This window comes from Sphingomonas sp. PAMC 26617 (assembly GCF_000242835.1).
Lineage (GTDB): Bacteria > Pseudomonadota > Alphaproteobacteria > Sphingomonadales > Sphingomonadaceae > Sphingomonas.
The window spans coordinates 2,209,917-2,230,916 of sequence record NZ_JH594425.1; the positions used below are offsets into that span (position 1 = coordinate 2,209,917).

Sequence of the window (21,000 nt, forward strand, 5' to 3'; positions counted from 1 at the left end):
AGTATCGCAAATGGACATGATTTCCGAACCGCAGAGCCTGCCGCGCGGCAGTCGGCTCGATCAAAGTCGTCACATCGGCCAGAAACCGGTGACGCTGACGTCGCTTGGGGGCACGCTGCGGCAACGCTGGCGCGTGATCGTCGGGGCGGTTCTGCTCTGTTCGCTCGCTGCGCTTGCCGCCGCCTTTCTGATCACGCCGCGATATGATGCGGTGGCGCGGATCCGGATCACCCCGGCAAGCCAGGCACCGCTCGACTTCGAAACCGCCAAGGACCAGCCGCTCGACCAGGCGCTGGTCAATACCGAGATCGCCACGATCCGCTCGCGCGATATCGCGCGCCGGGTCGTCCTGCAGACCGGATTGCAGCACGATGTCGAATTCGCCGGCGCGCAGGCGCTTGCCGAGAAGCGCGGGGGTCCGCGCGCCGCAATCGAAACCGCGCATGCGACCGAAGTCGCGACCTCCGGGCTTCTTCGGCAGCTCTCCGTCGCGCAACAGGAGAAGAGTTATGTTTTGTCGATCGGCGTGCGATCGCGCGACGCCGCCAAGGCGGCGCGGCTCGCGAATGCGGTCGCGTTTGCCTATATCGACAGCACGGCGGACTTGCAGACCAGCACCGCGACCCGTCAGGCACAAAGCGGGTTGAGCGCGCTGCAGCGGCTCTCCGCCGAGGCGGAGGGGGCCGCGACCACCGTCGCGCGCTACCGCTCCGCAACCGGGATCGTCCAGGGCGGGGCGATCGGCACGATCAACGAACAGCAGGTCGGGCCGGTCTCGCAACAACTCGCCGCCGCGCAGGCGCAGGCGGCGGCGCTCCGGTCCGACGTCGCCGCAGCGGAGCGGCAGATCGCGTCGGGGGTTAGCGATGCCGTCTCGGCGGTCCGCTCCGCCCCAGCGATCACCGACTTGCGGCGCCAGCGGACCGAGGCCGAGCGTCAGCGTGCGCAATATGCTGCGCGCTACGGCCCCAAGTTCCCCGCGCTCCTCCAAAGCAACCAGCAGATCGAGGCGCTAGACCAGCAGATCCGGCTCGAACAGACCCGCATCATCGAAGGGTTGCGGAGCGAGGCCCGGTCCGCCGATGCCAAGGCGGCCGACCTCAACCGGCAGCTCGCCGGCCTGAAACAGCAGATCGCGCTGAACAACCAGGCAGCGGTGCGGGCGGAAAGCCTCCAGCGCAAGGCGGATGCCGCGACTGCCGCGTACAACCGCATGGCGGGCACCGTCCAGCAGGCCGCTCAAGCGCAGCGCAGTAGCGAACCCCAGGCGCGGGTGCTCGAGCGCGCGGTCGTCCTCTCCCGGCCGACCTATCCCAACCGCCCGGCGATCGGCGTTGCGGGCGTGCTGCTCGGTCTGGTCCTCGGGGTCGGCGCGGCGCTCGTCGGCGAGGCGGTGCAGAGCACCGTCCGCAGCCCGGAGGAAGTGGAGACCATGCTCGGGCTGCGGTTCGTGACGGCTATTCCGCAATTGCGCGGGCGTCGGATGGTCGACGCGTCGGGGCGTCGCTGTGCGCCTGCCGACACGCTGCGTGACGCGCCCGTTTCCGCGTATTCAGAGGCGTTCCGCGCGATCCGCAACCTCGTCCGCTCCACCGGGGTCAAGATCATCGCGATCGGTTCGACCCTGCCATCCGAGGGAAAGACGACCAGTGCTTTGTCGCTTGCCCGCGTGATGGCCTTGTCGGGTGACCGCGTGCTGCTGATCGACTGCGACGTCCGGCGGGCCGGCTTGATGCGCGCGCTGGGGTGCGCGCCCGAGACGGGAACGCTCGAGGTCCTCACCGACGGCGCAGTCCTCGACCAGGTGGTGCAGCAGGATTTCATCCCCGGGCTCGACCTGCTCTGCGTCCGCACGCCGACCTTCACGCCGACTGACCTGTTCGACACCGGCGCGATGGCAGCCCTGCTCGATCGGGCACGGGACGGGTACGATCATATCATTCTGGATACGCCGCCCTTGCTCGGCATAGCCGATGCCAGGACGCTCGCGACGCTCGCGGATGGCGTTCTCGTGCTGATCAAATACAATGCGACCCCGCTTTCGGCGATCGACGCTGCGCTTGCCGGGCTCGAGCAGGATGGCGCAGTGGTGCTGGGCGGCGTGTTGACGATGGTCGATCCGCGCTCCGAAGCGATGGGCGCGCTGTATTATTCCGCACGGTACAGTCGATATTATCAGCAATGACGGCATTGCGCGCCCGCGTGCCTCACAGGTGGCGGGGGGCGTTCCCGGCGCTGTTCGCCAGTATCGCGTGTGTCGGCGTCGCTATCGGCGCGGCGCGGTTGGCGGGGGATGAAGCGCTTGCAGTCGTGATCACCGAGGCGGTGCAGGCGCGTTCGCCCACCGCCCGCGATGCGGCGCTGGAGGCATATGGCGATCGTGCGGCCGCCACGCTGCCGCCACGCGCGCTCGCGCCGCTGGCGCAACTGGCGATCAATGCGGCGCACTCTGCCGCCAGTCCCGAACTGCGCAGTCTGAATGCCGCCCGGGCCGATGCAATGGTCGGCTGGTTGCGCCGAACCCGACCCGACTGGGACGCAACCTGGCTTCTCGTCGCGCAGCTGGAACGCCTTCACCACGCGGGCGCGACATCCACGGCGGTAGCGGCGGTGGCGAGGAGCTACCGGCTGCGACCGTTCTGCGCGGCATGCGCGGCGTGGCGGATCGCCTTTGCCCGACTATACTGGCCCGCGCTGGACGCGGAGACCCGCACCGCGGCGATCGAGGAAGCGGTCTGGCAGACCCGTTACGACAATGGTCGCCGGAGCGGCTATGAGCATCTGCTCGGCAACTCCCCCGCCGGAGTTGCCTATCAGTTGCGCATGTCCGGTGTCGGCCAGGGCGACGCCAAGGGGGTTTCGCGCTGACGCGATCGGGGAGGTTCGGCGGAACCGACTGCCACACCGCCGAGGGTCCGTCCCCAGACGAGCCCGAGAAGCGCCGCGGACAGCGCGGCAATCGCGGGAACGTTCAGCGCAATGTCGATCAGCGATCCTGCTCCCGCGATTGCCACCGCAAGCAGCATCGCGCGGGCTAGTGTCGCGCGCAACACCCCGGGTGTGCGCACGATCCGGGATCCGATTCCGAGCACGGCGATGGCGACCAGCGCGACCGCCGGCCAGCCGGCTTCGATCGCGAGTTGGAGCGGTGCATGATGCGCGGCGCCGAAATCCCCGACGAGCAAAACCGTATCCGGCGTGAGGGTTTGCGCGTTGAACCGACTGAACCCGCCCAGCCCGTAGCCGAACACGGGCGCATCGCGCGCCAGTCGAAAGTAATGACGCAGGACCGCGATCCTGCCCGATCCGTCCGCGTCGGCGATCGAATAGCGCGCGAGGACCGATGGCGCCGCGAGCCACACCGCAACGCCGCCGATCGTGAGAGCGAGCAACGCGGCGACGCGATGTCTCGGAGACGTCGACGGCGCGCGCGAAACAGGATGTGGCGCGAGGGCGTAGACGCCATGCGCCACGATCGTTGCCGCGAAAGCGGCGCGGGACTGGGTCATCGCGACCAGGACGAGCGCCACGATCGTCCCGATCAGCGCGAGCGGGATCGCCAGCGGCGAATGGGGGCGTGAACGCGCGCGCCAGATTTCCCAGCGATCGCGCGCGAGGCCGGCCATCAGCAGGCTGATCATGCCGAAACTGATCCCCGCCGAATTGGCATTGCCGATGAGGCCCGTGAACCGATGGTTGCGGTGGTCCATCATCATGTCCGCTAGCGCCGGTGGTCCGAAGGCGCGCAAGGCGAGCATCGCGACGATCAGCAGTGACGCGCAAACGCACAGGCCGGTCGTGACCGCGCGGGCAAACCCGCGCAACCGTCCGGCCATGCCGCATGCCAGCATGAGCCCCACCAGCGCGAAGGCATGGCACCAGGCGATGCCAAGGAGATCGGGGTCGAGCGGTGCCGGGACGAGTCCGCGCGCAAGCCCCGGAACCATCGGTACCGCGGTCCACGAGAGGAGCAGGATCAGGGGGATCGCTACGGGGCCCATCCGCCGGACGAGGGCGGGGTCGCTCGGCACCAGCAGGAACGCCAATGCCGCCCAGCCGAGATACAGGATCGATGCGGATGCGGACAGCAGCGCCGAATTCGCCCCGTCGGCGGCGAACGGCAGGATCAGCACCGGCGCCAGGCCATAGGCCAGCCAGCGGTGCCGGTTCACGGCCATCGTGCCCGATCGGTGCCGCAGGGCGAACGATCCGATCGGTATGCGCGGAGCGGGTCGCACCGGCTGCCCCACGCCCGGACTGTCCAGGGGATGAGGCCCTGAGCGTTTCAGCACGAACCGCGTTGCAACAGGACCGCCGGTACCGTCAGCATCACGATTCGCCCGTATAGCTTGACGCTTTTTCGACGCGCATAGACGACATCCAGGGCGACGCGTCGGCGATAGCTTGTATTGTTGCGGCCGCTGACCTGCCACAACCCGGTAATCCCGGGACGGACCGCCGTATAATGCGAGAAGTGCCGCCCGTAGCGCGCGATTTCCGCGGAAACGATCGGGCGGGGGCCGACGAGGCTCATCGTCCCCTGCAGTACGTTGAACAGTTGCGGAAGCTCGTCGATGCTCGAGCGGCGCAAGAACCGGCCGAGCGGCGTGACGCGCGGGTCATGCCGGAGCTTGTGGTCGAACATCCATTCGGTACGGGCAATGGGATCCTGCTCGAGCAGGCGTGCCAAGCGTACGTCCGCATCGATCGTCATCGTGCGAAACTTGAAACAGGAAAAGGTCTCGCCGTGATAGCCCACGCGCTTGTGCAAATACAGCGCGGGTCCTTTGCTCGACGACCGCACCAATATCATTATGAAGATCAGCAAAGGTGCGAAGAAGATGATGAGTGGGATGGCTAGCCCGATATCCAGCAGCCGAATAATGTCGAACCGATACGGTGCAGCCGGGAAGCACGTCGGTTCTGCAGTACCAACTTGCATCAATATCCCCCCGGATTATCACAAGAATCGTCATACGTTAATATCGCCTATATAAACTCCAGATAAAATGGAAACGCAACAAGTCGCTATAGGTTAAAAAATGGTTCAAATGGCGTACTTTTAAGTAAACGTCGCAGAACAAAGCAGAATCTTCGTGCAAGTCAGCGGAATGGATACACCGTATCGGGTAATTCTGCACCGTCGCGTCAATGAGGCTATCAGTTCGACGGAATGGCCAGGCCTGACGGCTTTCTCCGGGCTTCCGGAAAGAAGACCGTTTTGCCGCTCCCTGCGGCAGATTGCGGGTGCGTCGTCGGTTCCGCCTGGATCGGCTGCGGTTTGGCGGTGTCGGGGGCCGGGGCCGGGGCCGCGCCTGCCGGGGGCGGGGCGTGCTGGGTTTCGCTTGTCGCCAGTGCGCTGGGTTCGAGGAGCGTGCCGGTCGTGGTCGCCGGGGCTGGAACGGTCGGCGTTGCGACGGTTGCTGACGGGTATCCGCCATAAGGCCGGGGCGGACGATAAAAGACATGATGCCCGATGATCGCAACCTTGGCGAGCGCGTCGGCCCAGCGTGGAACGATCCAGACCGTATGATAATGCGTTGCCTGCCCGGCAGCGAACGAGATGGTCCCGTGCAGCGCAGCCTCGGCAACCGCCCGCGCGCGCGCCATGCCCGCGGGATCGGGGCGGCGGGCCAGCGAGCCGTCGCACGTGAAGGTGAACTGGCACCCGCTGCGACGCTGTGCACCGTCATAGACCACGTCGCAGACGGTCTTCGGGTAATGCGGGTTGCGCAACCGGTTGAGCACGACCTGCGCGACCGCCTGCTGTCCCACCACCGGTTCGGTGGCGGCTTCGTAATAGATTGCGGTGGCGAGACAGGTCGTCGCGGCGGTGCGGTCCGGCTCGGATAGCGAGGCCGGGTCGAACGGCGGTGGCGTCGGGTTGGTCGCGGCCAGCGGACGCGCGAGGTTGGCTGCCAACGCCTGGGTCGTGCTCAGTGCGAGCGTTTGTTGCGGGAGGAAGGTTTCAAGCGCGAGGTCTGGCGCAGGGGATCGTCCGGGCTGCGGTGCTGGCGAAAGCGACGGCGGCAGGTCGCCCGGCGCAAGCACGTCCGTTCCGTTCGATGTGGAAAGGTAGATGAGGCAGGACGTCGCCACCAATAGAAGTACGATAAACGCGGTCGCGTACAGTGTGGAAAGACGGGCATGCGCGATCATGCGAACCGGGGTCGCATCGTTTCGAGAAGACTGTCAATCGATGTTGCGGAAGTACCCGATAGACAAAGACAAATCAGCCGCAATAGTGGTTCGGGGGCAGTCGATGCTGCCCCCGAATGGCGTGGCTACCAGTTCAGGCCGACCCGCCCGTAGACGTAGCGACCATTGAAACCGAACGGCGAATAATAAGGGAAGGCCACCAGACCGCTACCGTTCAGCACCGTCCCGCGCGATGACGCCAGCTTGACGAAGTCGGGATAGGTGTCGAACAGGTTATTCGCCCCGACCGCGAGGTTGAGGTTGCGCATCGCCTTGTAACGCAGCTCGAGGTCGAAGATCGTATGCCGCCCGGTGTGGATGTCGTCTTCGGCGAAGCCGGTGCTGCTCGGCTGGTTGACGTCGCCATAATAAGACGCGCGCGCGGTCGCGCCGAGGCGGTCGAGCGACCAGTCGACCGACCCGACGACCTTTTCGCGCGGAGTGCCCTGTTCGAACGACACGATCCGCTGGCGGCTGAAGATCGGCAGCGTCGCCGTCCCCGCCGACGAGGTGATCACCGCTGCGGCAGGCGCCCGCGTGACCTTGATGTCGTTGATGTTGGTCGCCGCGGTCAGATCGAACGTGCCCGCGCTGCCCGTCGCCTTGCGGTAATGCGCGACAACGTCGATCCCCTTGGTGGTCGAGCGGATCCCGTTGAGGAAATAGCGCCCCGCAGTCACCGCGGTAATTCCCTCGTCGCGCAACCGCCCGACGACGACCGCCCCGCTGAGATTCTCCGACAGCGCGATCTGGTCGCGGATCTTGATGTGATAGGCATCGACCGACAGATCGAACCCACCCGACCGCAGCACGATCCCCGCCGAAAGGTTGCGCGCGCGCTCGGGCCGCAGCGCCGTCCCGCCCAGCGCGGCGCCGACCGGGCTGGTCGAGGGGAACAGCCCGGTCTCGACGATGACGCCGCTGGTCAGCACCGCGGAGGTCGAGGTGAAGAACTGCTGCTGGAGCGAGGGGGCGCGGAACCCGGTCGAGGCAGTCCCGCGCACTGCGAACCAGCGCGTCACGTCATAGCGCGCAGAGAGCTTGCCGGTCGCGGTCTCGCCAAAGTCGGAATAGCTTTCCCCGCGCACCGCGGCCCCGAGCGTCAGCCCGTCGACCGGCTTCGCCTCGAGGTCGACATAGCCCGAGACATTGTCGCGGTTGGCGTTGACGACGTTCGATGGCTGGAACCCCGGGAACCCCTGCGCGCCCGAGCCGAGCGTGCTGCCAGCGCCCGGCGCGCGATTGTACGACGTCGGCTCGCCCGCGCCGATCTTGAAGCCCTCGCGGCGATATTCGAGACCCCAGGCGATGTTGATCGTCCCCGCGCCGAGCGGCTGCTCGCGCGAGACGTCGATCCCGCCGACGAGCTGGTCATAGGTCAGCTTGCCGTCATAGAAATTGGTCTGCGAGGCGGCACCATAGGTCGAATTGCCCGAGTTGCGCGTCTCGAAGTTGAGCTGGTTGCGCCCGTAGGACACGTTGAAGTCGACCTTCCACCCCGACAGTTCACCGCGGATCCCCCCGGTCGCGGTAAGGTCGTTCGATTCGACCGCGATCAGCGGCAGGAAGCCGTCGGGATAGAGGCTGGCGAGCGCGGTGGCATTGGCGTTCGCGTCGGTCCCGCCATTGACGCGCGGGGTCGCGGCACTGACGCTGTCGCGGTGCTGGTACCCACCGAAGCCGTAGAGCGTCCAGCCGGTGTCGCCGAGCGGCTTCCCGGCGTTGAGGTAGCCACTATACTGCTGGACGTCGGGATCGCCGAAGCGCGAGCGGACCCGGATCGGGGTCTTGCGCGGGTCGAAATCGCCGCGGCTGGTGGGGTTGCGGTCGAGATACTCGCCCGACAGCGTCAGGAACCCGTCGGACCCGAGCCCGACGCCCTGCCAGCCCGCGACCGTCACCGTCTCGCCGTCGCGTTCGCTGCGGTTGCCGCGCGCGGTCGTCACGTCGGTGATGTCCTGGCCATAGGTGACGCTCGCGCCGCCGCCGTGCCGCGCCTCGCGCAGCCGCAGGTTGACGACGCCGGCGATCGCATCCGAGCCATATTGCGCCGCCGCGCCATCGCGCAGCACCTCGATCCGGTCGAGCGCGACCGAGGGAATGGTGTTGAGATCGACCGAGGCCGACCCGCGTCCGACCGACCCGTTGGTGTTGATGAGCGCCGAAGTATGCGCGCGCACGCCGTTGATCAGCACCAGCGTCTGGTCGGGCGAGAGGCCGCGGAGCGTCGCGGGGCGGACTGAATCTGTGCCGTCGACTGCCGCCGAGCGCGGGAAATCGATCGAGGGGACGACCGCGGCCAGCGCGCTGGCGAGTTCGGTCGTGCCCTGCCGCTGGAGCGTCGCGGCGCTCAGCACGTCGATCGGCGAAACGCTGTCGAGCCGCGAGCGGCCGCTGGTGCGCGTGCCGGTGACGACGATGTCGCTCGGTTCGGCGGGCGCGTCCGCGGTTGGGGCGGTCGCGGTCGGGGCGGCATCCGCGGGGGCGGGGGCGACCTGCGCCTGGGCGTTCGTCGCGATGACGAGCGCGAGCGTGGAGGCGGCGGCAAACAGCGGCCGAAGGTCGGTCATGACGGAGTCCCTTTGGTTTTCAGCGGGTGACACGGCGTGCTCGTGACGCTCTCGTGCCGGTCGCTCTTGGCAGATGAAGCGGATCGGGGACGCAACGAAATCCTTGCATCGCGCTAGTAAAAAACTTGGTCGGAAAAGAGCGGCCCGGCGACAGGGTCGCCGGGCCGAGGGGACGCCAGGGAGCTAACCTTGCGCGTATCGTGTCGCCTGGTGGGGCGAAAACTTTATTGCGCGTTCTGCGCGCCGCCACTCGCATTGAGCGAGAGCGTATCGTTACCCGACGAGACAGACTCGTTGCCGAACGTGTCTGCCGAAGCCGTATTGGCGTCCGCGGCAGCGGGGTCGTTCGGAACCGTCTCGTTGACGATCGCGGTGTTCGCGCCCTCATCTCGTTTGGCGCAGGCCGAGACCGTTACCAGTGTCGCGGCCATCAGCGCGGTCGTCAGCAAAGTCTTTCTCATCATTTCCCTTTCTTTGTGGTGAACGCGATCATCTGGCAGACGCCGCCGCGCGTAGCGACGACCCCAGCAGTGTGAAGAACGCACGGCTTTCTGGCGACCGCTCGACATCCCATTCCGGATGCCATTGCACGCCCAGCACGTCCGCGCCGCACGGCCGCGCCCGGATCGCCTCGATCAGCCCGTCATCGGCGGCGGTCGCCTCCACCGTCAACCCGGCACCGAGCCGATCGATGCCCTGCTCATGGACCGAATTGACCGACATCCGCGCTCGCCCGGTCGAACGCGCGAGCATGCCGCCCTGGTTGAGCTCGACGTCGTGGCAATGGCCGAACATGTCCGTGTAACACCCGTCCCACGACCCGCGATGGTGCCGGTCGCACGCGGTCGTCAGCGATCCGCCGAACAGCACGTTGATTTCCTGCAGCCCGCGACAAATGCCGAACACCGGCTTGCCCGCTTCGATCATCCCACCGGCAAGCGCCAGCGCAACCGCGTCCCGGTCCGGGTCAGCTTGCTGCTCTGCGGGAAGGGGCGCGCCGCCATAGTGTTCGGGCGCGACGTTGGACCGCGATCCGGTCAGCAACAGCCCGTCGAGCAACAGGGTCAGCGCGGCGATGTTCGCGTCATCGCGGATCGCGGGCACGAGCACCACCGCCGCTTCCGCAAACCGCGCGAGCGGCGCAATGAAACGGGTCGCCACGGCCTGCACAGGCCGCGCGCTGGTTTCGTTGCAGCACAGCACGCCGATGACCGGGCGTCGCGGGGTGCCAAGCGCGATCAATGCGTTGCCGCCCGTTGCAGGACGTCGCGCAGGTCGCGCCCGGCGGCATGATCGAGCCGTACCGCCTCGGGCTGGACCAGCACGCTGTCCTCGGGCACGTCCGAGAGCAGCCAGACATTCCCACCGATCGTCGACCGCGCGCCGATCGTGACGCGCCCCAGGATCGTCGTGCCGGCATAGACCACGACGTCATCGCCGAGGATCGGGTGCCGCGCGTGCCGCTCGCGCACATCGTCGCGGGTCGCTCCGGCCGGACTGCGCGCGCCGAGCGTGACATGCTGGTACAGCCGCACCCGCGCGCCGATGATCGCGGTCTCGCCGATCACGACGCCGGTGCCATGATCGATGAAGAAGCTTTCGCCGATCGTCGCGCCGGGGTGAATGTCGATCCCGGTACGCTCGTTGGCGATCTCGGAAATGACCCGCGCGACGATCGGCGCACCGAGGGTGTGGAGTTCGTGCGCGATCCGGTGGTGGAGACTTGCAATCGCGCCGGGATAGCAGACGAGAATCTCGTCGACGCTGCGCGCGGCGGGATCGCCCAGGAACGCCGCTTCGACGTCGCTGTCGATCAGCCGCCGGATATCACCCAGCGTCGCCGCGAACAGCCGGGCGATCGTCGCCGCCTGATCGGAATCGAACGGGCCGGCCTCGTGCTGCCAATAGCCCAGTTCCGCGCTCACTTCGCGTTCGAGTTCTCCCAGTGCGGCAAGCAGCTTGGCTGCGACGAAACCGTCCTCTTCCCCCGCCGCGCCGCGAAAATGGCCGAGCCGTCGTGGATACAAGGTCGCCGCGAGCAAGCCGATGACCTGCTCGAGCCCCTCGCGCGATGGGAAGCTGGCGACGTCGCGCGCCTCATCCTGCCGGGCGCGCCACGCCGCGCGGGCGGCACGCAGGTCGACCACCGCGGTACCGACCGGCGAGGGGAGGGTATCAGATTTGGCAGAGAGTCCGGGTCGCAGGGTCATCAGTGCCTCCGAGTGCGATCATATCCCATCAAACGAGTAGGGAATGAAAGAATTGCTTCGGCGACGCCAAGCATGGCTTTGCGGACGTGGCGTGCTTGCGGGTCCATGACGCGCACCCTGTCCTGCGCGTCCCGCGTGCGGGTTTCGCCAGACGTTACCGGAGCCTGTTTCATGTCCCATCCTGCGCCGCTTTCGCGTTCCGCGCTGCGCCTGCCGTTTGGCGCGCAAGTGCTGTTGGGGATGGGAATCGGGCTGGCGCTCGGGTTCGTCGGACGCGCGCTCGACGGCGGATCGGGCACGGCGCTGGGCGAGACGCTTCACACCGTCGGCCAGATCTTCGTGCAGTTGCTGAAGGCGCTGGTGCCGCCGCTGGTGTTCACCGCGATCGTCGCATCGATCGCGGCGCTCCGCGACCTCGAGAATGCCGCGAAGCTGGTCGTGCAGACCTTGCTGTGGTTCGCGTTCACCGCGCTGATCGCGGTGACGATCGGGATCGTGCTCGGGCTCGTCATCGAACCCGGGCTTCACGCCGGGATCGACCGCGCCGCCGCGAAGCTGCCGTCGAGCAGCGGATCCTGGCTCGATTTCCTCAAGGGGCTCGTGCCCGTGAACCTGTTCGGGATCGGTGCTGCGACGACGATCGAGGACGGTGTCGCGAAGACCGCGGTGTCGTTCAACGTGTTGCAGATCATCGTCGCGGCGATCGCGATCGGCGCGGCGGCGGTGCGCAGCGGGGAGGGCGGGGCCGGCTTCCTCGCGTTCAACGCCTCCGCGCTGATCGTCTTCCGCCGGCTGCTGCGCTGGGTGATCGCGCTGACGCCGATCGGCACCGCCGCGCTGATCGGCGATGCGGTGATCCGGTATGGCTGGAGCTCGCTATCGGCCCTGGGGTCGTTCGCAGGTGCGGTCTATCTCGGTCTCGCGCTGGTGTTGTTCGTCGTCTATCCCTTGCTGCTGCTGGCGAACGGGTTGAGTCCGCTGCGCTTCTTCGGGCACGCCTGGCCCGCGATCCAGCTCGGGTTCGTTTCACGCTCCTCGGTCGGGACGTTGCCGATGACCGAGCAGGTGACCGAGCACGGCCTCGGCGTCCCGCGCGCCTACGCCGCCTTCGCGGTCCCGCTCGGTGCGACCACCAAGATGGACGGTTGCGCGGCAATCTATCCCGCCTTGTCGGCGATCTTCGTTGCGCAATTCTTCGGGTTGCACCTCCATGCGTCGGATTACGGGCTGATCGCGTTCGTCTCGGTGATCGGCTCCGCCGCGACTGCGGGGCTGACCGGCGCGACCGTGATGCTGACGCTGACGCTCTCGACGCTCGGTCTGCCGCTGGAGGGGGCGGGGCTGCTGCTCGCGATCGACCCGATCCTCGACATGGGGCGCACCGCGGTCAACGTCGCAGGACAGGCGCTCGTCCCCACGATCGTCGCAAAGCGCGCCGGAATCCTCGATCTCGCGGCGTTCGGTCGGGCGCGCGCGGGTGCCGGAGCCATGCCGGAACCGGTGTCGATCTAGGGTTTTGAGCAGTCTCGTTCGAGCCCAGGCGGTTTCGATCGACATGCCCGGCACCCCTTCGCAACGGGACCGCTGGCGGGAAGGTGCGGTCAAAGCGAGATCAGTAGGTCACGGTGGCGATGATCGTGTCGGCATAGGCTCCGGGACGGACATTTTGGCCGCCGGGAATGCGCGCATAGATTGACAGTCGTTGGGCGACACCTGTCCCGGTTCCGGTCTTCGTGCTGGAGCCGATCGTATTGCCCCAATTGGTGGTCCTGCCGCTATCCTGGAACATCTGGTAATTCAGCACCGTGGACGAGGGGCCGGTCATGCGGCGGGTCGCGATCGTGGCGCCGCTGCCATTGCCGATGCTCAAGCCGAGATTGTAGGCAGTCGTGTTCGTGCACGTGACCGTGATGGCGGCGATGCCGTCTTTCTGGACGTTCGCATACGTTCCGAAGCTGAGGCTTTCTGAAGAAACGGTGCACGACGCCTGGACGATTGCCGTTATGGTGAACGTGGTGGTTACTGTGGATGCGCTCGAGGCGCGCGCCGTGATCGTATCGGTATAGGTTCCGGGAGCAACGAACTGACCCGCCGCCATTCGAGGATAGATGTTGAGGATCTGCTTGCTGGCCGTCCCGGTCCCCGATCGCGAGTTGGTGCCGCTGGTGTTCCCCCAAACGATCGCGCGCGAGGCATCCTGGAAGAGTTTATAGGTCAAGACGGCGCCACCGGGACCGGTCAGTCGCCTGGTCGTGACCGTCGCCCCCTGGCCGACGCCCGCGTTCAACCCCACATCATAGACTTCCCCCGACGCACAATTGATTGTGACCGGCACCGCACCCGGATCCAGTGCAGTACCGGAATAGACGCCGAAATTGGCGGACACGGTCGAGATCGCGCAGGTCGCACTGGCCGCCCCCGGAAGCGCTGTCAGGACGACCAAAGCCGCAAAAAACATCCGAAGCCGCATCACTTTGTCGGTATCTCGCAGGAAAGCGGCCCGACCGTCGGGAGATCACCGGCTTTCGGCTGATAGTCGAACGACAGCGAACAGAGTGATCCGTCGGGAAGCGCCACGTCGATCATGTTGTGCGGCTGCAACCCGGTGACATAGGTTTCCCCGTCGAACCCGACCGGAGCGATCGCGCCGGACTGCCGCACGGTCGCGGTGCTGCCGATTGGGATCGCCACGCCGGTCGCGTCGACCAGGATGAGCAAGGCGCCGTGGCTTGCCTGAGCCGGAAATTTGACGATCACGCCAGCGTGGTCCGGCGGGCGCACGATACGCAAGTCGGTATCGAGCGTGACGTCTGGCGGGACATCCGTCGCTTCGATGCCGATATGGTTGAGGTCGAACGCCCGCAATTCAGGGACCAGCAACAGGCCACGCGCGTTGGTTCGGCCGACGTCGCGATTTTCGTACAGTACGCGGATGTTGGGCAAGCCGTCGGTATCGACCACCGCGAAGCTATCGTCGATCGCATTCGCAGCGAATACGCCGCCATTGATGATCGAAAGCGAGCCTCGCAGCTCGCCGCGTAGCGAGGTCTGGCCGGCGATGTGATCGGCACCGGCGGTCAGCAAGGCCCAGGGGGCCTCATATTGCAGTTGCCCGAATTGATGCGGCGCGCTGCCCACGGATGCATAGGCGCGATAGCCCCAGTCCCCGATCGTGATGGGCGATCGCGAGAGGTCGATTTGGCCAGAGCGATCCCCGCCGCCCGCCCCTGCACTGACGCTGGCGGTGTTGCGCTGGCCGAGCGGAATGGTCAGCCCCGCGATCACGCCACGCGTGCGGTTGTCCCGCAAGTCACCATAGGCGGTCGCATACAGCGCGACCTTTCCCAATTGCACCGAGTAGCTGGCAGACATTGTGCGCGTTCGCTGGGCAGGCAAGCTGTAGCCGATACAGTCGGGTACCAATGCCGTGGCTTGGCACGTCTGGCCGAGGCTGGCGTAAGCATCGCGGTTGACGGCGACGAAGGCGACCCCCAGCGATCCCAACTCGCCCAAGGTCAGGCCGGTGCTGGCATTGACTTGCAGCCGGGCAACGGGATCGCCATCCGTCGCGGCGATATCGCGGAAACGGCGGGAGGCTAGCGTTGTCGATGCCGCGAAGCTGAACACCGTTCCGACGCGCTGCAGTCCCGCGACGATTTTCGTCCCGGTTCCGTCGTTGCCGGCGCTGGCCGCCGCGACCAGGTTCAAGATCGCAACTTGCCCCAGATTGAGGACCAGCCCGGCTCCCGCCATCGCGGAGCCGGGCGTAGCCTCGACACTGGCCTCTGCCGTCGCTGAGGCAGACAGGCCTCGCCGCCAGGTGCCGCTGCTGGCGATGCCGGCATAATCATTGCTCTTTACGCCCCAATTCTTGCGGACCGCGCCGGCCTGCACCGAGAAGGTCTGGAGGCCCGGCGACAGCAACGTTGCGCTGGCATAAAACGGCTGCGTCACTGTTACCTCGCGACCAAGCGCATCGCGAACGGTCATCGAGAGCGTCCCCGCGCCCGTTATGACGGGCAGCTGCGGGACCTCGAACGGTCCGGCCGCGACATCGCGCGAGAACAGCCGGCTGCCATTTTCGAGGATGTCGACCGTCGAGGGGACCGCGGCCGCGCCGCGCAACGACGGCAGCGGAAAGGTGATCAGATCGGGCCGCGTCGAGAAATCCGCGGTGATCTGGACACCGCCCATGCGGACCGGGCGTGTCCAGCTCAGGCCCCCGGTGATGAAGTCTCCGATGTGGTAGCGCCTTAGCGTCGCCCGATCCGAATAGCTGTATACCGTATCGAGCCGGATCGCCGAGGTCTCGCGCCGCGCGCTGCCGCCGCGGACGAGCTTGGCCAACAGGCCCGAGGTCACGACCCCCCAGCGCGAGAACAACCGTGCTTCGAACAGCCCGTTCGCCAGTCGGGCGGCTCCGACGGTGCTCGCGTCAATGTCGTAGTTGAGCGTGAAGCCCGAACCGCTCGGCCACATGGTATCGTCTGCGACCTCTGCGTTATTCAATAGGGTGGGTACCAGTCGAGCGATTGGGGCGGTGATCGACAGGCTTTGGCGCGATGCGTCGAAGATCCAGGCGATGCCGGGCAGGTCGGCAAGACCCAGCAGGTCATCCGCCTGCGACGTTGCTGAAGACGGCGCCATGACGCCAAGGTCCCGCCACTCCGCACGGCGGGCGCGCAAGACGCCGTCGTCCAGAACGAACGCGCCGATCTTGTCGGTTGGATAGCCGTTGATCGAGACGTCGAGCAGCAGCGTCTGCTGAGCGGGTGCAGGCGTTGGCACCGACGCTTGCGACCGCGCCGTCAATGTCTGTCCGGGCGTGGTCAACGCAATGGCTCCCCACAACAGAAACCACGGCCCGGCCATCAATTAGGGTAGGAAAGCGACTGGCAGTTGCTTCAGAACTCCGGTCTCGGTCGATGCGGTCAGCATGAGGGGTCCCGTTGCGCTTGCCAGCGCCGCGTCGGGCGCAATGTGCCACCGCCGTGTCGCGCCAGCCAGAACGTAGGGAAGCTGGGTATCTTCTAGTTTCAGCGCCTTGCCGCTCCCCGTCGACAGGGTCAGATCGCGAATGGCATCGTGATGCGCGCCATCATTGCGCGCCACGAGATAGCTGCCCGTGGCGTCGCGCTCGACATGGAACGTGACCTTCGGGACGATGCGCGTCGTCGGCTGCGCGAACACCGGCATCGACATCCGCAGCGCGATCCGCACCACGCCCGCTTCGGCGGCCGGCGGGATCTGGTCGAGCAGGATCCGGTAGGTCCCCTCCTGACCGATGACGGGCTTGCGTAGCACGAGCCGGACGATCTGCGTGCCGCCCGGCGCGATCCCCGTGAGCGGCGGGCTGGCCACGACGTCGTCCGAGGGCGTGAGCAGATCGACCCCGTCCTTCTGGCTCCAGGCAAAGGTGCGGATTTGTATCGCGGTTTCGGCTTGGCCCTGATTGATCACGGTCAAGAGCGTGGCCATCTGGCCCGGTCCCATCTGCACGTTGATCGGGTTGACGGCCAGCGACTGCGCCTGTGCGGCGGGGGAAAAGCCCAGCAAGGCCGCGGCAAGCGCGCCGGTGGCGACGCCACGACGTATGATCGACGGAAGGGTCATCGCAAAGTTCTCCATGTCAAAAGGTTACGGTCGCGGTGATCGTGTCGGTATACGCACCGGGAGTGACGAACTGGCTGGCGGGGATGCGGCCATAAATGGTGAGAGCCTGCACAGCCCCGGTGCCGACGCCGGCGAGCGTATCGGTGCTGACGGTACTGCCCCAATTGGTAGTGTGGGCGGTATCCGAGAAGAGCGAATAGCTCAGCACTGCCGACGTCGGGCCAGTCATCTTGCGCGTCGTCACCGTAGCGGCCGTCGCCAGACCGGCATTGAGGCCGACGTTATAGGGGGTGGTATTGGTGCAGGTGACCGACACCGTCGATGTGGCATCGACTTGGAGGCCTGCATATGTCCCGAAGGCGAGGCTCGTCGCGGAAACGAGGCAGGTGGCTTGAACCGTGGCGGTGACCGCGACGGTCGTCGTAACGGTCGCTGCCGATGCGGACGAGGCGACTGCCACACCCGCCAGGCTCAACCCGAGCAGAGCTGACTGAATAACATGCCGCCGCCTTGGTCCGCGCATCGACGAACCTATCAAGTTGGCGGGAAGATCTCGACATTCGGCCATGGACACGCTCCTGCGTTCGAGCAAAAACACGACGCCGCAACCCTTGGAACTATTCCGAAAATAGTTTCCTGGGCCGCAGAATTCCGGGATTTTGGACTCGTGCTTCTGTGAAGACGACCATCGAATTTACAAACAAGAGCCGTCGCTTCTCTGGTGAGGGGTGCCAGCATGGGTCGCAAGGATCGGCATGTACCTAGGGCGTGTTGACGCTGCGGTTTTCCAAGGGGGGTGAATCTGTTATTCAAGGCTGCCTTTTGGGGGCGGCGTTTGGTCGAGGAGACTCTTCGGATGCGGCATGCTCGCACACCGGTGCACCGGCGTCGGCAGGGTGCGGCCGCAAAGCCCCGGCAGAATTCAGCGCCGCGCTCCGCTAAAATCTCCCGCGGCAAAGTCATGATTTTTTAGGGCATGGCGGGCAAAGTCGTGCGCTGAGACCGTGGTTGAGCAAACCGGTGTACCGGTCTTGCTGGAGACGGCATGTGAGTATGGTAGAACGTGTCGCGCGAGCGTTACGGGCGAGAGATGAGACCGTCGTTCACTTTCGGGGTGCTGAGGCGCCGACCTGGGCCCAGTACCTCGAGGATGCACGATCATTCCTCTCGATCCTGCGCGGCCCCACAGAAGCGATGCTCGAAGCCGTCAGACCCATTCCCGAGCATTGGCTGGCCGATGGCATCCTGGACGAATCTAGGCGGGCGGCGATCCTCGCGTGTCGGATCGATATGTGGAGTGATTGGAACGACTTGCTCGATGCTGCGATCGAGGAGCACATAGACCCGGACCCATGCTGACGGGCCCGGTCCCGGCAGGGGTGCCCGTCCAGAGCAGCAACTGCCGAAGCACTTCTTCCACATCGATCCCCGTTTGTCGGGAGCGCGCGAGACGTGGGGGCAGTGAGGACGGCGTTGCGTTGATGGTCACATTCGGATCACGTGTGCCGAGTCGGCGATGCCGTGGGATGACGCGGTCGGGCAGGACGCATCTAACGGATCCAACCCTGCAACTCTGCTAGATAATGTCGTCAATGCTTGTTCGTGATTGACCAAAACAACCCCGAGACGGGTCCTTCCTGAAGCTCGGCGACACGATTGTGGTATTCGATCTAACGCGACAGACTGCTTGTCCGGCAAGGTCACAGCGGCTGTGGTTTTCCCTTGCCCAGTCCACCTTTTTGCAGCGGCTGACTTGCGACGAAAGGAAGCAGTAGCGGTCCCTAGCATTGGTCGCGGCCGCTTGCGTGCGCGCCTTCAAGCCAAGACGGCTGGTGCGCTGAAAATTGCAATGTCCTTGCATGTTCCAGACTAAGGCACTCTTCAAGCGATCTTTATGTTGAGTTAATATAGTGTTAAGGTTAGGGAAGGCGATGGCTTTAGCTGAGTATCTAGCGCGTACGTCCCCCAGCGGCATGACAGACGACACAGCGGCTGCCCTCGATGTTCTGGGGCGGGCGATCTACCCGGCGGGTGGCCGGGCAATCAACGAAGTCGACGTCATCCGAAGCGAATCGAGCGTTGCTGATGGCGCGGCGATCTTTCTCTTAGATCGTGCGTTTGTCCTTTTCGTCGCGCCCCATGAGCATCCCGAGGCGGCCGAGATGCAACGGACTGCCATGGTCCGGATCCAGCAGTCCTTGCCGCAGGCTCAGTGCAGGATGCTGCTGCCTATCACTGCAAGCGGGTATCTAGCCGAGCGTTCCTTCATCGTCCTGCCGCGGTGCAACCCGCTCGCGTCGGGTCGGATCGGGCGATTTTTCGAGAAAAGGCGGGTCGCGGACGAGATTCTACCGTGGCTACGCGAACTCGCGGTCTGGAAGGTGCGCGAGACGTCGGATCCTCAGCGGTTTATCGAATCCATGCAGGCGCTGATCCGGATGGAAGACCTTCCGGGCGATTTGCTCGATACGGCGCGGCGGATCGAGCAAGGTCTCCGTGCAACCAGGATCAGGCCATGGCATATTCCGATGCACGGCGACCTCTGGCGCAACAACATCATGCGACGAGAAGACGGTAGCCTTGCGGTCATCGACTGGGCGGGGAGCGAAGTCGACGGCTACGGGATCTACGATCTCGTCCGGTTCAAACAGTCCCTCAACATTTCGAAGGCGAGCTATTGTCACGAATTGCGCTGGTATACCGAGGCGCTGGGAGGCGAAGACGGTGTGATCACTCATCTGCTGGGGGCGCTGGGCCACTATGGCGACAGGTTGGGGGAGTTCCCCCGCGAACGCTTCGTGACCCTGGCGAGCGAATGTTATGCGCTGTTGATGTCCGGCCTAAGCCTTGGGCGAGGCGGGGTCGCGCACGCTTGACCAACGCATCCTGGTGAAGTCGTTAACGGGCGTTTCGGCCCAGGACTGCAGTTTTGCGAGGTCCCGACGGTGCCTCGCTTCCGCCAAGGCCGCTTTCAGTGCGGTGATCATGCGCTGCCATTCCATAATGTATCAGCGTGATTACCCGATCAAGGTTACCAATAAATGACCACACCGTGCTGAATTTGGATGATGATGGCCTAAAGGATGAACCGATGAAGGTTCTGGTCAGTTCGCCGATCCCGGTCGTCAAAAGCGGTACGGCTTATTTCACCCTCGACCTATGGGCTCGAGATGTGAATGCGCAGGCACAGGTCGCGGCGGTGACGGTGCTGTGCAATGTCGAATCCGCAATCGAGGGTGCAATGATGCCGCTCGATCCCCGGATCGACGTCATTCCGGCAGCGTCTGGGGCAGTTTCGGGGGAGGTCTTGGCAGGAGCGGTAGCGCGCGCCGATGTCATCCAGATCACCGGGCAGGCCGGCTGGCGTGCCGCGGCGGAGTCCCGGCGGATCCTGAGAGTAGCGAAGCGATCCGCAACACCCGTATTTCTCGGCATATCGAGCAATCGAGCGCGTACGAACGTCATCAACGCGCAGAAGCAGTCGCTCGCACACCGCCTCCGCGCGCGGATCCGGGCTTTTGACATCACGGCAACGCAGCGATGGCTGGCGCGCCGGTCGGCAGGGGTATTCGTGGTGGGCGAAGGCCTCCGCAAGCTGATCGAGCCGGTCGCGCGAACGATCCATGTCGGCGTCGCGAGCTGGGTAGAGGAGGGCGATATCGCGCCGCCACGGCAGAGAGGTGTCGACCTCGCGCGGGTGTGCATGGCAGGCCGGCTCGAACCGATGAAGGGATTCCACATCGGGATCGAGGCGTTCGCGCTTGCCGGGCCGGAACATTTCGCCGGACTGACCATCATAGGTGAGGGTGCGGAACGCGAACGCCTGACGAGCCTTGCCGGTCACGCGGGTATCGATGCGTTCAGGATGCTCCACGGCGTTTCTTACCCCGATGGCTTCTTCGCGTTTCTCGATCGTCAGGACATCGTGTTGATGACCAACCTCAACGACGAGCAGCCCCGGCTGATTTTCGATGCGATCAGCCGCGGGTGCATCCCGCTGTGTCCCGCTACGCCGCCTTACCGGTCGCTCGGGCTTGATCCCAGGGTGCTGTACGAGCAAGGTTCGGCGGAATCGCTTGCCGCAAGGCTGCGAGAGCTGGCGGATCCGGATGTACGCATGGCGCTCTCTCAAAGCATCGCTGCATTGGCACGCACTTATACGGTGACCGCCATGCATCGCGCCCGGTTGCAGTGGATGCAAGAGGCTCGATCAACTGCCTGAACGCGCCTCTTCAATCGTCACCGTCGAAACACTTTCGCGTCGAGACTCTCCTTTCGACGCGGGAGAACGGCGAGCAGGGCCCGGCTCTGAACGACCCAGACCGCCGGCGGTAGGCAGGGCCGTCGCACGTCACCTGGCCGGGGCCGAACGCGCCACTGCCGGGATAGCAAACCTTGGCCCGTCCCTG

At 65.5% G+C, this 21,000-nt stretch carries 17 protein-coding genes; 6 read left to right on the forward strand and 11 right to left on the reverse strand.

Annotated features, from left to right (window positions below):
* Window positions 1-16 precede the first annotated feature (16 nt).
* Complete coding sequence (locus RH91_RS09740; protein WP_232283464.1) at window positions 17-2,185, forward strand: GumC family protein; 2,169 nt, start codon at window positions 17-19, stop codon at window positions 2,183-2,185.
* A gap of 17 nt (window positions 2,186-2,202) precedes the next feature.
* Window positions 2,203-2,868, forward strand: coding sequence for a hypothetical protein (locus RH91_RS09745; RefSeq protein ID WP_232283465.1), 666 nt, complete (start codon window positions 2,203-2,205; stop codon window positions 2,866-2,868).
* Here RH91_RS09745 and RH91_RS09750 read toward each other — a convergent pair.
* From RH91_RS09750 to epsC, 7 genes are all read right to left on the reverse strand, one after another.
* Window positions 2,814-4,178, reverse strand: a complete 1,365-nt coding sequence (locus tag RH91_RS09750; RefSeq protein WP_010162529.1) for an O-antigen ligase family protein — start codon at window positions 4,176-4,178, stop codon at window positions 2,814-2,816. The genes RH91_RS09745 and RH91_RS09750 overlap by 55 nt on opposite strands.
* A 107-nt stretch (window positions 4,179-4,285) precedes the next feature.
* Window positions 4,286-4,885 carry a sugar transferase gene (locus RH91_RS09755; protein ID WP_332306626.1) on the reverse strand — a complete coding sequence of 200 codons (600 nt, stop codon included), beginning with the start codon at window positions 4,883-4,885 and terminating at the stop codon, window positions 4,286-4,288.
* Between the two features lie 275 nt (window positions 4,886-5,160).
* Entirely contained in the window at window positions 5,161-6,159 is a 999-nt protein-coding gene (locus RH91_RS09760; protein WP_010162531.1) for a cell wall hydrolase, read from the reverse strand.
* A gap of 125 nt (window positions 6,160-6,284) precedes the next feature.
* Complete coding sequence (locus tag RH91_RS09765; RefSeq protein ID WP_010162532.1) at window positions 6,285-8,768, reverse strand: TonB-dependent receptor plug domain-containing protein; 2,484 nt, start codon at window positions 8,766-8,768, stop codon at window positions 6,285-6,287.
* A gap of 224 nt (window positions 8,769-8,992) precedes the next feature.
* The gene (locus RH91_RS09770; protein ID WP_157136886.1) at window positions 8,993-9,232 is read right to left on the reverse strand and encodes a hypothetical protein; all 240 of its coding nucleotides are present in this window, start codon (window positions 9,230-9,232) and stop codon (window positions 8,993-8,995) included.
* A gap of 25 nt (window positions 9,233-9,257) precedes the next feature.
* Window positions 9,258-10,010, reverse strand: a complete 753-nt coding sequence (locus RH91_RS09775) for a gamma-glutamyl-gamma-aminobutyrate hydrolase family protein (protein ID WP_010162535.1) — start codon at window positions 10,008-10,010, stop codon at window positions 9,258-9,260.
* Entirely contained in the window at window positions 10,007-10,978 is a 972-nt protein-coding gene (epsC, locus tag RH91_RS09780; protein WP_010162536.1) for a serine O-acetyltransferase EpsC, read from the reverse strand. Before epsC ends, RH91_RS09775 begins: the two co-directional genes overlap by 4 nt.
* Window positions 10,979-11,149: 171 nt before the next feature.
* Here epsC and RH91_RS09785 point away from each other — a divergent pair, with 171 nt between their 5' ends.
* Complete coding sequence (locus tag RH91_RS09785; protein ID WP_010162537.1) at window positions 11,150-12,490, forward strand: dicarboxylate/amino acid:cation symporter; 1,341 nt, start codon at window positions 11,150-11,152, stop codon at window positions 12,488-12,490.
* 100 nt (window positions 12,491-12,590) lie between these two features.
* Here the strand turns inward: RH91_RS09785 and RH91_RS21610 are convergent, their stop codons facing one another.
* From RH91_RS21610 to RH91_RS09805, 4 genes are all read right to left on the reverse strand, one after another.
* Window positions 12,591-13,436 (reverse strand): Csu type fimbrial protein, encoded by an 846-nt coding sequence (locus RH91_RS21610; protein ID WP_081469577.1) that lies wholly within the window; start codon window positions 13,434-13,436, stop codon window positions 12,591-12,593.
* An 11-nt stretch (window positions 13,437-13,447) separates the two neighbouring features.
* Window positions 13,448-15,766, reverse strand: coding sequence for a fimbria/pilus outer membrane usher protein (locus RH91_RS09795; protein ID WP_232283467.1), 2,319 nt, complete (start codon window positions 15,764-15,766; stop codon window positions 13,448-13,450).
* An 87-nt stretch (window positions 15,767-15,853) separates the two neighbouring features.
* Entirely contained in the window at window positions 15,854-16,591 is a 738-nt protein-coding gene (locus RH91_RS09800) for a fimbrial biogenesis chaperone (RefSeq protein WP_029623751.1), read from the reverse strand.
* Window positions 16,592-16,607: 16 nt separating this feature from the next.
* The gene (locus RH91_RS09805; RefSeq protein WP_010162541.1) at window positions 16,608-17,051 is read right to left on the reverse strand and encodes a Csu type fimbrial protein; all 444 of its coding nucleotides are present in this window, start codon (window positions 17,049-17,051) and stop codon (window positions 16,608-16,610) included.
* A gap of 593 nt (window positions 17,052-17,644) precedes the next feature.
* Between RH91_RS09805 and RH91_RS23095 the strand changes: the two genes are divergently transcribed.
* From RH91_RS23095 to RH91_RS09820, 3 genes are all read left to right on the forward strand, one after another.
* Window positions 17,645-17,950 carry a hypothetical protein gene (locus tag RH91_RS23095; protein WP_010162542.1) on the forward strand — a complete coding sequence of 102 codons (306 nt, stop codon included), beginning with the start codon at window positions 17,645-17,647 and terminating at the stop codon, window positions 17,948-17,950.
* 614 nt (window positions 17,951-18,564) lie between these two features.
* On the forward strand, window positions 18,565-19,467 hold the full coding sequence (locus RH91_RS09815) for a phosphotransferase (RefSeq protein WP_010162543.1): 903 nt from the start codon (window positions 18,565-18,567) through the stop codon (window positions 19,465-19,467).
* A 137-nt stretch (window positions 19,468-19,604) separates the two neighbouring features.
* Entirely contained in the window at window positions 19,605-20,813 is a 1,209-nt protein-coding gene (locus tag RH91_RS09820) for a glycosyltransferase (RefSeq protein ID WP_232283468.1), read from the forward strand.
* The last annotated feature ends 187 nt before the right edge of the window (window positions 20,814-21,000 follow it).

Excerpts from the sequence above, each read along its gene's own strand:
- RH91_RS09770 (WP_157136886.1), bottom strand. The coding sequence starts at position 9,232 with ATGATGAGAAAGACTTTGCTGACGACCGCGCTGATGGCCGCGACACTG.
- RH91_RS09740 (WP_232283464.1), top strand. The coding sequence starts at position 17 with ATGATTTCCGAACCGCAGAGCCTGCCGCGCGGCAGTCGGCTCGATCAA.
- RH91_RS09815 (WP_010162543.1), top strand. The coding sequence starts at position 18,565 with ATGACAGACGACACAGCGGCTGCCCTCGATGTTCTGGGGCGGGCGATC.
- RH91_RS23095 (WP_010162542.1), top strand. The coding sequence starts at position 17,645 with ATGGTAGAACGTGTCGCGCGAGCGTTACGGGCGAGAGATGAGACCGTC.
- RH91_RS09760 (WP_010162531.1), bottom strand. The coding sequence starts at position 6,159 with ATGATCGCGCATGCCCGTCTTTCCACACTGTACGCGACCGCGTTTATC.
- RH91_RS09750 (WP_010162529.1), bottom strand. The coding sequence starts at position 4,178 with ATGGCCGTGAACCGGCACCGCTGGCTGGCCTATGGCCTGGCGCCGGTG.
- RH91_RS09800 (WP_029623751.1), bottom strand. The coding sequence starts at position 16,591 with ATGACCCTTCCGTCGATCATACGTCGTGGCGTCGCCACCGGCGCGCTT.
- RH91_RS21610 (WP_081469577.1), bottom strand. The coding sequence starts at position 13,436 with ATGTTTTTTGCGGCTTTGGTCGTCCTGACAGCGCTTCCGGGGGCGGCC.
- epsC (WP_010162536.1), bottom strand. The coding sequence starts at position 10,978 with ATGACCCTGCGACCCGGACTCTCTGCCAAATCTGATACCCTCCCCTCG.
- RH91_RS09765 (WP_010162532.1), bottom strand. The coding sequence starts at position 8,768 with ATGACCGACCTTCGGCCGCTGTTTGCCGCCGCCTCCACGCTCGCGCTC.
- RH91_RS09785 (WP_010162537.1), top strand. The coding sequence starts at position 11,150 with ATGTCCCATCCTGCGCCGCTTTCGCGTTCCGCGCTGCGCCTGCCGTTT.